Source organism: Streptomyces hypolithicus (genome assembly GCF_052934925.1).
Genome location: NZ_CM128811.1, coordinates 603127 through 618243 on the forward strand (window position 1 = coordinate 603127; position 15117 = coordinate 618243).

Genomic DNA, 15117 nt, shown 5'->3' on the forward strand with positions numbered 1-15117 from the left:
GCGGTGCAGCAGGATGCGCAGGCTGCTTGCTCAACTCCCTTATTCGTATTGCCCGTTCTGTCCGGCAAGATCGGCCGGAGTGAGCGGGTTCATAGCGGTTACGTCCCGAGGTGCGAGCTGGAAACCCTGCCAGTGGACGGGCATCGGCTGCTGGTCCTCGTCCCGGGCGATGTGGTGGAACCCGATGTTGACCCAGGTGATCGGGTTCGTCAGGGTCTCGCCGTTCACCCACTTGTCGACGCTGTCCGCAGCGTTGCCGGGGCCGCAGTCGCGGATGTTGTTGCTGGCGAACTGCTCGCACTTGCGGTAGTTCGTGAAGTACACGTCGTGCTGGGTGAAGCTGCGCCCCGGGTGCTTGTTGGAGCTGCCGGGCACGATCTCGTACGAGCGCGGGTGCCCGTCCTTGTTCTTGCCCGTCGCACTGACCACGCGCCACCACCGCATGCTCTTGGCGTCGCCGGCGAGTTCCTTGGTGACCGGGGTACGGGTGGTCTTCGTGGTGGGCTTGCCGTTGCCGCGCGGCGGGGTGACTTTCGAGTCGTACTGCTCGACCCGGTTCTTGGAGCTGTTGTCGAGGCCGAAGTTCAGCCGCCAGAAGACGTTGTGGCTGTGACTGGTGGCGTAGTGGCGCGCGCCCTTGCCGATCGGCCAGCCGCGGCCGTCGCCGGCGTCGTAGTCGCCCGGCGAGAGGCTGCCGGTGGCGCCGACGTTGGCGGATATCGTGCCGTCGGAGGAGAAGCGCCACTCGGTGATGTACTCGTACCAGGACACCTTGTTGACCGTGTAGACCAGCAGGTCCTTGCCCTGGGCCTGCCAGACCTTGGTCCCTTCGTCGCTGGCCAGCCGGTAGGCGTGGCCTCGCGCGCGGGTGGTGGTGCACAGGCCCTTGACGTTGCCGGCGTCGGGAACCCGGACGGTCTTGATGGTGCCGCCGGGGCACTCGCTCGCCTTGAGGTCCTGGAGCCCCCAGCCGAAGCCGTACCCGGTGAGGTCGTCGTACTCCTCTTGGCCGTTGTCGTACGGCACATGGATCTGCGCGAGCTTGCCGGTCGTCAGGACGCGGATCGGCTTGGGCTCGCCCTTGGGCTGGTAGGAGACCTTCTCCAGGACGAGACCGGCGTCGCTGTCGTAGTTCCAGCACATGCGCCAGGTGGTGCCGCCGTCGAGTGTCTGCTCGATGCGGTACGCGGCGCTGCAGTCGGCCGGGGGCGCGGCCGGGGCCTTCGGAGCTGCCTTGGCCGGGGGCGCGGCCGGGGCGGCAGTGGCGGCAGAGCCGCCGACGGCGGCCAGTACGGCGGCCAGCGCGGCGCCGGCGAGGGTTGCCGCGGCCCGGTCGCGGGCACGCGATGCTCTGGTGACGTGCATGAGGATGGACTCCCTCGTACGGAAGTGCGGGAAGGGACTAGTGAGATGCAAGGGACCGAATGGTCAGCCGATGCGGCTGACGGTCCTCGCGCTGAGGTCGACGACGAGATCGCGGGTGTCGATCCACGGTCCGTTCACGACCTTGGACGTGACCCGGACGCATCGGTGCGCACCGCACTTCGCGAGCGCCCTGGGCACCCGCTCCTCGCGGTCCACCCGGTAGATCCCACCGTTGACCCACAGCTGGTCCGCCGAGGTCAGCGGCTTGCCCATGGCGTCCCGGTAGTCCTTCTTCAGCCCGTCGCCGAGGGGACTGGCCAGGATCAGCTGGGTGGCCTCACGGTTCTCCCGGCGGGTCGGCGACGGCTGGACGCCCTTGAGGGTGCTGGAGCGCTCGACCTTGCCGGTGGCGAGGTTGACGGTCCTGGTCACCAGTTCGTCGCGGCCGTAGTCGTAGAAAGAGACCTCCGCGCGGCGGGGCGCCGCCGGGTCGTCGGCCTCGGACGGCTGCGGCTCACTGAGGTTGGTGGCGAGGTGCTGCGGCCCCCGGTCGCCTTCGACGTCCCGGCCGGCGGCGAACTGCGACGGCTTCATCGCGAGCTTCTCCACCCGCTCCAGCTCGCTGTCGGTGAGCGGGTCCCTGCCGATGCCCTGCTCGCCCTCGGCCGGGGCTTCCTCGACGACCGCGGGCTCCGGCGCGCGCCCCACGGCGCCCGCAGCGTCCCGCGCGCCCTGCGCCTCCTGGCCGCGCTCCTCGCCGGGCTCGCCCGTGGCGGTCCCGGCGGCGGTGTCGGCGCCCGCGCCCCGCGCGTCGTCGGCGCCGGCCGGACCCGGCAGCGTCACGCCGATCATCACCGCGGTTCCTGTCACCGCGATGGCCGCCCCCGCCAGCATCTTTCCCAGATGACGGCGCACTGTTCCCTGCACATTGCCCCCCTAATCCCCCCAGGGCCCCCTTCGCCCCGCGCGTCACGCGCTTCGGCAACTGGCCCACCGGGTATGCGTGGTCACCCGGTAGGACGATCCGAAGTCCTAGGAGGTTGCCCCACTTTCGGGGAAGATCTTGTCCCAAGTGCCCCGCAGCACCCGGATCAGAAGTGGAAGAGTCGATCGCATGCAGGTCTGGCCGGGAGCGGCTTACCCACTCGGCGCCACGTACGACGGCGCCGGGACGAATTTCGCTGTCTATTCGGAGGCCGCTGACCGAATCGAGTTGTGCCTGTTGCACGACGACGGTTCGGAGACGGCGGTGGAACTGCGCGAGTCCGACGCGTTCGTACGTCACGCCTTCCTGCCCGGCATCATGCCGGGGCAGCGCTACGGCTACCGGGTCCACGGCCCGCACGCCCCGCTGGAGGGCATCCGGTGCAACTCCGCGAAGCTGCTGCTCGACCCGTACGCGAAGGCCATCAGCGGCAAGGTCGACTGGGGAGAGGCGGTGTACGGCTACCACTTCGGCAAGCCGGACTCCCGCAACGACCTGGACTCGGCTCCGCACACGATGGCTTCGGTCGTCGTCAACCCGTACTTCGACTGGGGTGACGACCGCCCGCCGCGCACCGACTATCACCGCACGATCCTCTACGAGGCCCATGTGAAGGGCCTCACGATGACGCACCCGGACCTCCCCGACGATCTGCGGGGTACGTACGCGGCGCTGGCGCACCCGTCGATCATCTCGCACCTGACCGAACTGGGCGTCACGGCACTTGAGTTGATGCCCGTGCATCAGTTCGTCAACGACCACAGGCTGGCCGACGCCAACCTGAGCAACTATTGGGGCTACAACACGATCGGTTTCTTCGCCCCGCACAACGCGTACGCCTCCTGGGGCGACCGCGGCCAGCAGGTCCTGGAGTTCAAGTCCGCGGTGCGGGCGCTGCACCAGGCCGGCATCGAGGTCATCCTCGACGTCGTCTACAACCACACCGCGGAGGGCAACCATCTGGGCCCCACGCTCTCCTTCCGCGGCCTGGACAACGCCTCGTACTACCGCCTCGCCGACGATCCCCAGTACTACATGGACACCACGGGCACCGGTAACTCGCTGCTGATGCGCTCGCCGCACGTACTCCAGCTGATCATGGATTCGCTGCGGTACTGGGTGACGGAGATGCACGTCGACGGCTTCCGCTTCGACCTGGCTGCGACACTGGCGAGGCAGTTCCACGAGGTGGACCGGCTGTCGTCGTTCTTCGATCTGGTGCAGCAGGACCCGGTGGTCAGTCAGGTCAAGCTGATCGCCGAGCCGTGGGACGTCGGGGAGGGCGGTTATCAGGTCGGCAACTTCCCGCCGCTGTGGACCGAGTGGAACGGCAAGTACCGGGACACCGTGCGCGACATGTGGCGGGGAGAGCCGCGGACCATCGCGGAGTTCGCCGGCCGGCTGACGGGGTCGTCCGACCTGTACCAGGACGACGGACGCCGTCCGCTGGCGTCCATCAACTTCGCCACCTGCCACGACGGTTTCACGCTGGCCGACCTGGTCTCTTACAACGACAAGCACAACGAGGCCAACGGTGAGGGCAACCGGGACGGCGAGAGCCACAACCGGTCGTGGAACTGCGGGGCGGAGGGCGAGACGGACGATCCGGAGATCAACGAGCTGCGTGCCCGCCAGATGCGCAACTTCGTCGCGACTCTGATGCTGTCCCAGGGCGTGCCGATGCTGTCGCACGGGGACGAGTTCGCCCGTACCCAGGGCGGCAACAACAACGCCTACTGCCAGGACAACGAAGTGTCGTGGGTCAACTGGCCGGAAAAGGACGACGAGGAGGGCACGCTCCACGCGTTCACCCGGGCCATGGTGTGGCTGCGCCGGGACCATCCGGTCTTCCGGCGCCGGCGCTTCTTCCACGGCCGGCCGGTGGAGGGCACCCACGACGATCTCTCGGACATCGCGTGGTTCACCCCGGACGGCGCGACGATGGCGCAGCGGGACTGGCAGGCGGCGCACGCGAAGGCGCTGACGGTCTTCCTGAACGGCCATGCGATCTCGGAGCCGGGGCCGCGCGGCGAGCGGATCTCGGACGACTCGTTCCTGCTCATGTTCAACGCGAGCGCGGAGGAGCTCGATTTCGCGGTTCCCGTGAACCACGGAAAGCAGTGGCAGGTCGTGGTCGACACGGCGTGTTCGGAAGGGGTGCCACCCGGGAGCGGTTCGAAGGTGGCGGCCGGCGATCGGATCACCATGATCGGGCGCAGTCTGGTGGTGCTGCAGCGGCCTGCCTAGGGAGTGTTTTAGAAGTAGCGTCGTCCGCCCGGAGGGCGGGTCTCGCGTGGTCTGGCGCGTGCGATCGCAAGGCGCCGGGATGGTCTCGTAGCGGAGCTACTAGGGCATTTCGGCAACGCGGCGACCGTGCGCGCCAGACCACGCGAGACAGACGGGACTTCTAAAACACGACCTAGCGGGGCGCCGGGGGGCGCCGGCGCGGCGACGGGGGACGGGCCGACCGGCCCGCCCCCATTCTTTTCGTGACACTGTTTTTCGTGCCCATCACGTACTTCTCACACTGACGCCCGCGCGGATGACACAGATGCCTCGCATGCGGGTACTTACGTTCGTATGACTCCCACCGCCACCTATCGCCTCCAGCTCCGCTCCGACTTTCCCTTCTCGGCGGCCGAGGAGGCGGTCCCCCATCTGGCCGCACTCGGGATCTCGCATCTGCATCTGTCCCCCGTGCTCGAAGCGGTGCCCGGCTCCGCGCACGGATACGACGTCGTCGACCACGCGCGGGTGCGCGCCGAACTCGGTGGCGAGGAGGGGCTGCGCGCGCTGGCCGGTACCGCTCGCGCGCACGGTCTCGGGCTGATCCTGGACATCGTGCCGAACCACATGGCCGTACCGGCGCCCGAAAGCCTGAACCGTCCGCTGTGGCAGGTACTGCGGGAGGGGCCAGGATCACCGTTCGCCCGGTGGTTCGACATCGACTGGGAGGCGGGCGGCGGGAAAGTCCTGCTGCCCGTGCTCGCCCACCGGGTCGGTGACGAACTGGACGCGGACGCCTTTACGGTCGACGGCGAGACCCTGCGCTACTACGACCACGCGTTCCCACTGCGCGCGGGAACGGAGAAGCTGCCGCTGCCGGAACTGCTGGACGCCCAGTGGTACCGGCTCACCTGGTGGCGGCTCGCCCGCACCGAGCTGAACTACCGGCGCTTCTTCACCATCTCGGACCTGATCGGTGTCCGGGTCGAAGACCCCGACGTGTTCGCCGCCTCGCACGCGAAGATCCTGGAGCTGGTACGGGACGAGGTCGTGCAGGGGCTGCGCATCGACCACCCGGACGGGCTCGCCGACCCCGGGGACTATCTGCGCCGGCTCGCGGAGGCGGTCGAGGGGCGCTGGACCGTCGTGGAGAAGATCCTGACCGGTCCCGAGCAGCTGCCCGCCGACTGGCCGGTCGCGGGCACGACGGGGTACGACGCCCTGTACCGGATCGACGCACTGTTCACCGACCCGGACGGCGCATCGGAACTGACGAGTCGCTACCGGGATTTCGCGCGTCCTGCGGAGGACCGCGGCGGTTCCTGGGAAGCGACAGTTCGACGGTCGGCGTACAAGGTGCTCACCCATGAGCTGGCGGCCGAGACGGCCTTCTTGGTGCGTACCGCGGAACGCGTCTGCGCCGCGGATCCCGCCCTGCGCGACTTCGCCCCATGGGCGCTGCGCACAGCGGTACGGGAACTGCTGGTGCGCGTTCCCGTGTACCGCCCGTACGTGACGGCGGGCGGGCCCTGCCCGGAGAGCGCGCAGGCCGCCGTTCCGCCGGCCGCGGTGCGTCAGGTGAAGGCCGGCTTCGCGGTGCCCGAGGAAGCGGCGGTCGTCGACGTGGTGCGTGACCTCGCGCTGGGCAGGCTGGGCCCCGGCCCCGACCAAGCCGCGTTCTGCGCACGCTTCGCGCAGACGGCCTCGGCGCTGCACGCCAAGTCGGTGGAGGACACGGCCTTCTACCGCTACGTCCCCCTCGTCTCGGCGAACGAGGTGGGCGGCGACCCGGGGGCGCCCGCGGTGAGCCCCGCGGACTTCCACGCGTTCTGCGCCCGCCTGGCACGCGACTGGCCGGCCACCGGCACGGTCCTGTCCACGCACGACACCAAGCGCAGCGCGGACGTGCGCGCACGCATCGCGGTGCTGTCCGAGTGCCCGCAGCGGTGGTCGGAGCTGCTGGGCAAGCTGGCCGCCGTACCCGCGCCCGATGCGCACCTGGCGTGGACGGCGTGGCAGACGGCCTTCGGCTTCGGGAAGCCGGACGGGGAGCCCACCGAGGAGCGGCTGACCGCGGCGCTGCTCAAGTCCGTCCGGGAGGCGGGACTGCGCACCACCTGGGCCGAGCAGGACGAGGCGTACGAGCAGGCGGTGGCCGAGTTCGTGGCGGCGGGCCCGGCGGGACCGGCCTTCGAAGCGGTGGCCCGGTTCGCCCAGGAACTCGACCCGCACGTACGGGCCAATGTCCTCGGGGCGGCGCTGCTGCACCTGACGATGCCGGGGGTGCCCGATGTCTACCAGGGCACGGAGCGGGAGTTCCGCGCCCTGGTGGACCCGGACAACCGGCGCCCGGTCGATTTCACGCCCCCCACGGGCGAGGGGCTCTCCGCGGAGAAGTACGCGCTCACCGTGGCCGCGCTGGGGCTGCGCCGGGGGCGCCCGGAGGTCTTCGGCGAGTCGGCGACGTACACCCCGCTCACCGTCGTGGGCCCGGCGGCCGACCACTGTGTGGCGTTCTGCCGCTCCGGTGAGGCCGTCACGGCGGTCACCCGGCTGTCGCTTCGGCTGGCGGAGGCGGGCGGCTGGCGGGACACGGAGCTGGTGCTCCCGCAGGGCCGCTGGGGGGACGTCCTGACGACGCCGGCGCGCGGGTTCACGGGGTCGGTAAGGCTGGCCGACCTGTTCGCCGACAGCCCGGTGTCACTCCTCACCCAGATCGGGCAGGAGGGCTCCCAGGCGGGCTCCTGAGCCGGCTGTTCCGCTCAGCGGGCGGAGAGGCGGAACGTCATGCGGCCGAAGCTCACCTGGTCGCCGTCCCGCACCAGGACGGCTCCGGTGACCCGGCGGCCGTTGACCGCGGTCCCGTTGGTGGAGCCGAGGTCGCGCAGAGTCCACATGCCGCCCTGCGCGGACAGTTCGGCGTGCACACGCGAGACCGTGTCGTGGCTCAGGCGCAGTCCGTTCGCGGGGTCGCGCCCGATGCGCAGCGGGGACGGGCCGGGCTCGGGGAACAGCAGCTTCGGCAGCCGCTCCGACTGCCACGCCCTGCGCAGCCGTACGTTGAAGGCCGACACCCGCTCCACCACGCCGAACAGACCGCGCGACCACCGGCTCTCGGTCTCAAGGTCCGCGGTCAGTTCGGCGAGGTCGTCGGACTGTCGGGCGGCGAGGACGAGTTCCATCCGGCGCAGGAACGTGTCATGCGACAACTTGCCCTGCGCCGCGCCTTCTCTGAGCACCCCGAGCACACGGTCCCGCTCGGCGTCGGAGAGCCGCGCCGGATACGTGTGGAACTCGAAAGAGGACGTCACACGGGTGATTGTCGGTCCGTCCGGCCACCGGTGTCCAGAAGAAACGGCGTTGCCACTGTCTGCGCACCCGCACGTCCCAGAAGGACAGCTTGACCGCGATACCGCAGGAGCAGCCCCTCACCGTACGACCGCTCGCAGGGCCCGAGGAGCTGGGTCTGTTCTTGCCGACTCGCCCGCGTCCTGGACCACGAGCTCGCCGACGACCTCGCCACCGGCAGGAGGCGTCCCGAGTGGATGTGGGTGGCGCTGCGCGGTGACCGGTCCTGGCCCGCGCGTACTGGTGGACGGCGAAGGGCGGCGAGCCGCCGCTGGCTCTTTTGAGCGGGCGGTCAACATGACGTGGAGTTGAACAGTGCTGACGATTCGCGGGCGGATCAGGCTCGTCTGAAGCACCATGGTGGCGGCATCGTCGACGAGAGGGGCCGCCAGTGCGGTTCGAGGTGTGGGCACCGAAGGCCGACCGGATCGAGCTCCGGCTGGCGGGCGAGACGCACGCCATGGAACCCGACCCGGCACGGGACGGCTGGTGGGCCGCCGAGGCCGCCGCGGACGAGGGGACCCGCTACGGCTTCTCGCTGGACGGCGGCCCCGTGCTGCCCGACCCGCGCTCGCGCCGCCAGCCGGACGGGCCGGACGGACTCAGTGCCGTGGTGGACCACGACGCCCATCAGTGGAACGCCGACTGGCCGGGCATCCCGCTGCCCGGGGCGGTCCTCTACGAGCTGCACGTGGGTACGTACACCCCAGAGGGCACCTTCGACGCGGCTGCCCGGCGGCTCGCTCACCTGGCGGAGCTCGGTGTCACGCACGTCGAACTGATGCCCGTCTGCCCGTTCCCGGGAACGCACGGCTGGGGGTACGAGGGTGTGTCGCTGTGGGCGGTGCACGAGCCCTACGGCGGGCCCGACGGGCTCAAGCGCTTCGTCGACACGGCGCACGGGCTGGGCCTGGGCGTGGTGCTGGACGTGGTCCACAACCACCTGGGCCCTTCAGGCAATTACCTGCCCCTGTTCGGCCCGTACTTCACCGACACCCACCACACGCCCTGGGGATCGGCCGTCAACCTCGACGCTCCCGGGTCCGACGAGGTGCGGCAGTATCTGCTCGGCAGTGCGCTGGGCTGGCTGCGTGACTACCGTCTCGACGGGCTGCGGCTCGACGCGGTGCACGCCCTCGCCGACACCCGGGCCCTGACGTTCCTGGAGGAGTTGTCCTCCGCGGTCGACGCGCTCTCCCGCGATGTGGACAGGACACTGTTCCTGATCGCTGAGTCCGATCTGGGAGACCCGCGTGTGACGGCTCCGCGCGAGTCCGGGGGGCTCGGTCTGCACGCTCAGTGGAACGACGATTTCCACCACGCGCTGCACACCGCGTTCACCGGTGAATCGCAGGGCTACTACGGCGACTTCGCGCGTACCCCGGTGAGCGCGCTCGCCAAGACCCTCACCCGGGTGTTCTTCCACGACGGCACGTACTCGACGTTCCGGGGACGCGCACACGGACGTGCCGTGGACCGCACGAAAACCTCCGCACACCGTTTCCTCGGCTACGCCCAGACCCACGACCAAGTGGGAAACAGGGCACAGGGCGACCGGCTCTCCGCCACCCTCTCCCCGGGGCTGCTCGCCTGCGCCGCGGCGCTCGTGCTCACCGGGCCGTACGTTCCGATGCTGTTCATGGGTGAGGAGTGGGCGGCCCGCACCCCCTGGCAGTTCTTCACCGACCACACCGACCCGGAGCTCGCGCAGGCGGTGCGGGACGGCAGGAGGCGGGAATTCGCGACGCATGGGTGGGCGGCGGAGGACATCCCCGACCCGCAGGATCCGCGTACCCGGGAACGCTCCTGTCTGGACTGGTCCGAGCCGGAGCACGAACCCCATGCGCGCATGCTGGCCTGGTACCGCGAGCTGATCGCGTTACGCCGCGCCCGCCCCGACCTCGGCGACCCCGACCTGGCGGCGGTCAAGGTGGCGTACGACGAGGGCGCGCGCTGGCTGGCGTACCGGCGCGGTGACATCCGGGTGGCGGTGAACCTGTCGAAGGAGCCCGCGACCATCGGCCTCGGCCGCAACGGCCGCAGCCGCGTCCTCGCGGCCTGGGAGCCGGTGCAGGCACCGGGCAGCGACGGCCTGCTGGTCCTGCCGCCCGAATCCTGCGTCGTACTGGGCCCCGCAGGCACCTGACCGCCCGACCCTGCCGCCCCGCCCGCCGTCGTTCAGGCCGGCGGGGCCTCCGCCGCGTCGAGGGTGACGACGAGGTCGGCATGCGCCCGCCCCGGCGCGACCAGCCGGGCGTTGGCCTCGTCCGATGCCCGCACGAAGCGCTCGGCATCCGCGCGCGACCTGCCGAAGCGTACGTGCCGCTCGACGAGACGGCGTACGCGCTCACCGGAGTCGAGCTCCAGGAACCAGACCTCGTCGAGCAGATCGCGCACCCCGGCCCAGACACCGTCCGCCAACAGCAGGTAGTTGCCCTCGGTGACGACGAGAGGTACGTCCGTCGGCCCCGGCACCGCGATGCTGCCGGCCGCGGGTTCTTCGAGGGTCCGGTCGAAGGCGGGTGCGTACACGAGAGTGCCCGCTCCTCCCGGCGCCCGCAGCCTCGCCAGCAGGGCGACGTACCCGGCGGCGTCGAAGGTGTCGGGGGCGCCCTTCCTGTCCGTACGCCCCAGCCGGTCCAGCTCCGCCCCCGCAAGGTGAAACCCGTCCAGGGGGACGAGCACGGCCAGTCCGCCGAGACCGTCGACGAGCTGCGCGGCGAGGGTGGACTTGCCGGATCCGGGCGCGCCCGCGATGCCGAGGATGCGCCGGCGGCCGGGGACGACGAGACGGCGGGCGCGTTCGCCGAGCCGGTGCGGTTCCATGCACGCATTGTTGCCGGGCCGGGTCCAGGTGATACGTATGACGCACCAAGCTCGCTCTCATGAAGGGAAACGCCCGTGCCCCGCATCGCCCTGGTCACCCTCGTCGTCCGCGACTATGACGAGGCCCTCGCGTTCTTCACCGGCGCACTCGGCTTCGAGCTGGCCGAGGACACCGACCGGGGCGACGGCTCGCGCTGGGTGGTGGTGTGCCCGCCCGGGTCGGCGGACGGTACGGGCCTGCTGCTGGCGCGTGGAAGTGGGGAAGCACAACTCGCCCGCGTGGGCGGCCAGACCGGCGATCGGGTCGGTTTCTTCCTGCACACCGAGGACTTCGCACGCGACCACGCCAGGATGACCGCGGCAGGCGTCCGCTTCCTGGAAGAGCCGCGCCACGAGCCGTACGGAACAGTAGCGGTCTTCGCGGACCTGTACGGCAACCGCTGGGACCTGCTGCAGCCCGCGTGACCCCGCCACACCCACTGGGCAGCGCAACCCCCAGGCCCTCTACCATGCGCCCACATGTCCTTCGAACTGCTCCACCGCGGCGCCGTGGTAGCCGACACACAACGACCTGCTCATGGCCGTCACCGCCCGGCCGCCGCGCCGCTGGGCGTCCTTCTTCCGCGAGCGGTGGCTTCCGCAGCTCCGTGAGGGCGGGGTGGACCTTCAGGTGCTGCCGGTCTTCATCGAGGTCCAGTTCCGCCCGGAGGGTGCGCTGCGCGAGTGAGGCGTCCCCCGGAGTGTGGACACAGGGGCTCATGCCGCGATTGAGAGTTTAGCTGCTCGCAGATGCTGCTGTTCGAACTCCACCGGTGAGAGGTAGTTGAGGGCACTGTGACGTCTGCGGGCGTTGTAGTAGGTCAGCCACTGGAAGATCTCCAGCCTCGCCTGACGCATCGTCGAGAACAGCCTCTGGTGCATCGTCTCCCTCTTGAGGCCCTGCCAGAACGACTCGGCGAGGGCGTTGTCGTAACTCGAGCCGACCCGGCCCATGCTCCTGCGGATCCCGAAACCGTCGCAGACCTGCGCGAACGCGGCAGCGGTGTACTGCGAGCCCCTGTCCGCATGAAAGATCACGCCGTCCACGTGACCGCCGCGGGCCGCCACCGCCATCTTGAGGGCGTCGATGACCAGCTCGGCCCGCATATGGGTGGCCATCGAGTAGCCGAGCACCCGGCGTGAGCAGATGTCCAGGACGCAGGCGAGATACAGCCACGACCCGCCGACCTGCACATATGTGATGTCACCGCACCACTTCTCGTCCAGCTGCCCGGCGGAGAAGTCACGTTGGACGAGGTCCGCGGCAGGCGGTGCGAGGCGGTCCGGGACCGTGGTGCGTTTACGGCGCCGCAGATGGAGGCCCTCCAGGCCGTGCTTGCGCATGAGCCGCTCGACGCGCTTGCGGTTCACCGTGTGTCCGAAGCCCCGCAGCTCAGCATGGACACGCCGCACTCCGTAAGTTCCCTTGTGGTCGGTGTGGATCTCGCGGATTTCCGCGGCCAGGGCATCGTCGGCGGCCTGCCGCACCTCGCGGGCCTTCGCGTCGGCGATCCACCGGTAGAAGCCCGAGCGCGAGACCTGAAGCACCCGGCATATCCGCTGCACGCCGAAGTCGGCCCGGTTGTCGGAGATGAAGCCCCAGCGGAGGGTCATGCCCTCATCTCCATCGCGAAATACTGGGCCGCCCGGCGCAGGAGCTCCCGCTCGAGTTCCCATTCCTTCTCCGCCCTGCGCAGCCGGCCGTTCTCCGCCCGCAGCCGGGCCAGTTCCTCATCCCTGCCCTCGGCGACCGGCTCGTCACGGTTGCCGCGGCCCGCCTGCTCATCGGCCTGGCGCACCCAACTGCGCAGCGTCTCGCCGGTCACCCCAACATCCGCCGCCACCGCCGCATACGCGCGCTTCCCACCCGCCGCGCGGTACAGCGCGACGGCATCGTTCCTGAACTCCGCCGGATACGGAGACTTCCGTCCCACCAGGACACCCTTCCTTGAATCTGCAAGATCCATTGTCAGAGTGTCCACACCGCCGGGGTCGCCTCACGCGCCCGGTGATGGACAAGGCCGAGACCTTCGCCACGAACCTGGAGACGGTGGCCGACGCGCTGGACACGTTCTCCATCGAGGCCCGCCCGCTCGCCAAGAAACTGGCCCAGCTCAAGGCCGATGCCTTCGCCTTCGTCGACAGCGTCAAGGGTGACGACGAGTGGACGGAGGACGAAGAAAAGATCAACCGGCACCAGCAGCTCCTTGACGGCGTGAGCGCCGCGCGGGCGGCCTTCCAGGAAGCCGAGAACAGAGCCGCCAGCAAGATCTCGGCGATCGTCGGCGGCCCGAAGTTCGTCTTCGACGACGGCAGCCATACCGTCAACGACAAGACGGTGATGTACGGCAACGACCTCGACACCCTCAAGCAGGCCGAGGAAGTGCCCTGGGGCACCCCCGTCTCCGAGACCCACTCCGGGTGGGAGATCGGCTACTGGGCCAAGAGCTATGTGTGGGACGGGCTCATCGTCGACAACATATGGGGGGGCCTCAAGGGCCTGGGGACCCTGGTCGGTATCGGCGACGAGGACACCAGCGACGCCTGGAGCCATCTCGGGGACGTCGTCGGCGGCATCGGCCAGTACACCGCCACGCCGTACAACTGGCTCATGGACCAGGCGCTCGGCGAGGAACCGAAGGACCCAGCGGTAGAACGGCAGAAGCAGGCCACCCGGGACTTCGGCAAGGCCCTGGTCGGCTGGGACATGTGGGACGAGAACCCCGCACGCGCCGCCGCGACCGTCACCTTCACCGTCCTGACTCTCGGCAGCGGTGCCCTCGCCGCCGGCGCGAAGGCGGGCAGTGGCGGCGCACTCGCCAAGACCGCCGGCACCGCGGCCAAGGTCGGCACCTGGATCGACCCACTCTCCGCCGGCCTCAAGGTCACGGGGAAGGCGGTCGGTTCGATACCCAGGCTGTCCGACGTAACGGCGGGTATCCGCAGCGCCTTCGACACCACCTCGACCTCACAGCGCCTGCACAGCGTCATCGAACTCGAGGACGGCTCCAAAGTCGTCATCAGAGACGGCGAGTTCATCCCCATCGACGCCAACGGGAAGATCAACACCACCAGTCCGCACCAAGAGACGCCTGCTGGTGCGCACGCCACACCGGAGAAAGTCCCTGAACAGCGGGAGCTTGCCCCGGTCAGCGCTCATCCTCACGCACCTGAAGCCAGCGCACATGCAGGCGAGAATGTACCGCCGCGGGCCAACCACGAACCCTCGGGCCGGGACGGTAATAGTCGATCTGGCACCGGCGCACTACCCGGCCGGGCCGACATTTCGCCCAGCACCGCAGATCTGGACAGCCTGGGCCGACAGGGCCACGACGCACACAGTGACAGGCTCGGTGACGCGGCCAGGGACGGGGAGGATGTGCCCGGCCAGCATGCGGACGGCGGCAGCGGCAGCACTGGAGCTTACGGCGACTACAACGGCCCAAGCAGGTGGAACGGTGCCAGCCCACAGGACATCATGCGGCACCAGGTCTTCCGGGCGAACAATGAGGCCGGGTACTTCGAGAAGTACTACAGGTCCAACGGCTACCGGAAGTTCAATGACAGCCCGGATGAGAGTGGTCTCGTGCCGCCTCAGCTGATCCCGGACCCGCACTACCCAGGCAGTAAAATATCCAAGGATGACGCCCCGCCGCCCATCCCGGAGAAGTACATCGACGGGGGTGATGTGACACGTACCCCGAAGACGGTGTTGAGCCCTGATGCCCTCACGGTGCTCAACGATGCGGCTCAGACTCGACACAACTCTGTCACTGCGGATAATCTGTCCCACAACACAATTGGTGATGCCGCGGACGCACTAAAGGCGGATAAGTCTCAGGCAAACATCGACGCCCTGAAAGCGGCGGAAACCGAGCACAAGCCGCTGCACGAACGCATGACGAAAGACACTGAGGCATACGGTGAGGCCGTTGCCGAACGCCATGTGGTTCCCGAGCACTACCCCAACGCCACACGGGAGACGCTCGCCGGGCCCAAGAACGGCAATGACCAGTTCGACCAGCTCTGGCGGCGAGAAGACGGCGGCTACGTCGTGGTCGAGGCAAAGAGCAGCGTCCGCACGGAGCTCGGTAAGCGCAACTTGCCGAATGGGTTTAGCGCCCGCCAGGGGTCGAAGGAGTACTTTCTCGACATCTTGAATGAAATGCGGGAGCGCGGGCTCAACGGCAACGGGAATGAGACCAGGTTGTACAACGAGCTGTTGGATGCCCTGGAAGACGGCAAAGTCGACTACATCCTGGTCAAGGGGAAGACAAACACAGGAACGTACGCTGGCTACTACATGCGGCGATTCGATCTCGGGTGAC

General features: G+C 69.2%; 10 protein-coding genes and 2 pseudogenes. 7 read left to right on the forward strand and 5 right to left on the reverse strand.

What is annotated here, in order from left to right:
- Positions 1-39 precede the first annotated feature (39 nt).
- Together ACU6WZ_RS02970 and ACU6WZ_RS02975 are read right to left on the reverse strand one after the other, a co-directional pair.
- On the reverse strand, positions 40-1365 hold the full coding sequence (locus ACU6WZ_RS02970) for a copper amine oxidase (RefSeq protein WP_447031564.1): 1326 nt from the start codon (positions 1363-1365) through the stop codon (positions 40-42).
- A gap of 63 nt (positions 1366-1428) precedes the next feature.
- Entirely contained in the window at positions 1429-2280 is an 852-nt protein-coding gene (locus tag ACU6WZ_RS02975; RefSeq protein ID WP_447031565.1) for a Tat pathway signal sequence domain protein, read from the reverse strand.
- A gap of 199 nt (positions 2281-2479) precedes the next feature.
- Between ACU6WZ_RS02975 and glgX the strand changes: the two genes are divergently transcribed.
- Positions 2480-4597, forward strand: coding sequence for a glycogen debranching protein GlgX (glgX, locus tag ACU6WZ_RS02980; protein WP_447031566.1), 2118 nt, complete (start codon positions 2480-2482; stop codon positions 4595-4597).
- A 333-nt stretch (positions 4598-4930) separates the two neighbouring features.
- Positions 4931-7324 carry a malto-oligosyltrehalose synthase gene (gene treY, locus ACU6WZ_RS02985; protein WP_447031567.1) on the forward strand — a complete coding sequence of 798 codons (2394 nt, stop codon included), beginning with the start codon at positions 4931-4933 and terminating at the stop codon, positions 7322-7324.
- 14 nt (positions 7325-7338) lie between these two features.
- Here treY and ACU6WZ_RS02990 read toward each other — a convergent pair whose 3' ends face one another.
- On the reverse strand, positions 7339-7887 hold the full coding sequence (locus ACU6WZ_RS02990; RefSeq protein WP_447031568.1) for an FHA domain-containing protein: 549 nt from the start codon (positions 7885-7887) through the stop codon (positions 7339-7341).
- Between the two features lie 89 nt (positions 7888-7976).
- On the opposite strand from ACU6WZ_RS02990, the pseudogene ACU6WZ_RS02995 reads away from it, so the two are divergent.
- Both ACU6WZ_RS02995 and treZ read left to right on the forward strand, forming a co-directional pair.
- Positions 7977-8204, forward strand: a pseudogene (locus ACU6WZ_RS02995) (GNAT family N-acetyltransferase); the annotation flags it as partial.
- A 111-nt stretch (positions 8205-8315) separates the two neighbouring features.
- On the forward strand, positions 8316-10070 hold the full coding sequence (treZ, locus tag ACU6WZ_RS03000) for a malto-oligosyltrehalose trehalohydrolase (RefSeq protein WP_447031569.1): 1755 nt from the start codon (positions 8316-8318) through the stop codon (positions 10068-10070).
- A 32-nt stretch (positions 10071-10102) separates the two neighbouring features.
- Here the strand turns inward: treZ and ACU6WZ_RS03005 are convergent, their stop codons facing one another.
- Positions 10103-10750, reverse strand: a complete 648-nt coding sequence (locus ACU6WZ_RS03005; RefSeq protein WP_447031570.1) for a nucleoside/nucleotide kinase family protein — start codon at positions 10748-10750, stop codon at positions 10103-10105.
- A 75-nt stretch (positions 10751-10825) separates the two neighbouring features.
- Between ACU6WZ_RS03005 and ACU6WZ_RS03010 the strand changes: the two genes are divergently transcribed.
- Both ACU6WZ_RS03010 and ACU6WZ_RS03015 read left to right on the forward strand, forming a co-directional pair.
- On the forward strand, positions 10826-11215 hold the full coding sequence (locus ACU6WZ_RS03010; RefSeq protein WP_447031572.1) for a VOC family protein: 390 nt from the start codon (positions 10826-10828) through the stop codon (positions 11213-11215).
- 54 nt (positions 11216-11269) lie between these two features.
- Positions 11270-11474 (forward strand): annotated as a pseudogene (locus ACU6WZ_RS03015) (membrane dipeptidase); the annotation flags it as partial.
- 32 nt (positions 11475-11506) lie between these two features.
- On the opposite strand, the gene ACU6WZ_RS03020 reads toward ACU6WZ_RS03015, so the two are convergent.
- Positions 11507-12723, reverse strand: a protein-coding gene (locus ACU6WZ_RS03020) for an IS3 family transposase (protein ID WP_447031573.1) whose coding sequence is annotated in 2 segments (ribosomal slippage) — positions 11507-12471 and positions 12471-12723 — 1218 coding nt in all. Because the reading frame shifts where the segments join, the coding sequence is not laid out codon by codon here.
- 77 nt (positions 12724-12800) lie between these two features.
- Between ACU6WZ_RS03020 and ACU6WZ_RS03025 the strand changes: the two genes are divergently transcribed.
- Complete coding sequence (locus tag ACU6WZ_RS03025; protein ID WP_447031574.1) at positions 12801-15116, forward strand: hypothetical protein; 2316 nt, start codon at positions 12801-12803, stop codon at positions 15114-15116.
- Position 15117 lies beyond the last annotated feature (1 nt).

What these genes read in the sequence shown, in the direction of transcription:
- ACU6WZ_RS02970 (WP_447031564.1), bottom strand. Translation starts at nt 1,365, where the DNA reads ATGCACGTCACCAGAGCATCGCGTGCCCGCGACCGGGCCGCGGCAACC.
- glgX (WP_447031566.1), top strand. Translation starts at nt 2,480, where the DNA reads ATGCAGGTCTGGCCGGGAGCGGCTTACCCACTCGGCGCCACGTACGAC.
- treY (WP_447031567.1), top strand. Translation starts at nt 4,931, where the DNA reads ATGACTCCCACCGCCACCTATCGCCTCCAGCTCCGCTCCGACTTTCCC.
- ACU6WZ_RS03005 (WP_447031570.1), bottom strand. Translation starts at nt 10,750, where the DNA reads ATGGAACCGCACCGGCTCGGCGAACGCGCCCGCCGTCTCGTCGTCCCC.
- ACU6WZ_RS03025 (WP_447031574.1), top strand. Translation starts at nt 12,801, where the DNA reads ATGGACAAGGCCGAGACCTTCGCCACGAACCTGGAGACGGTGGCCGAC.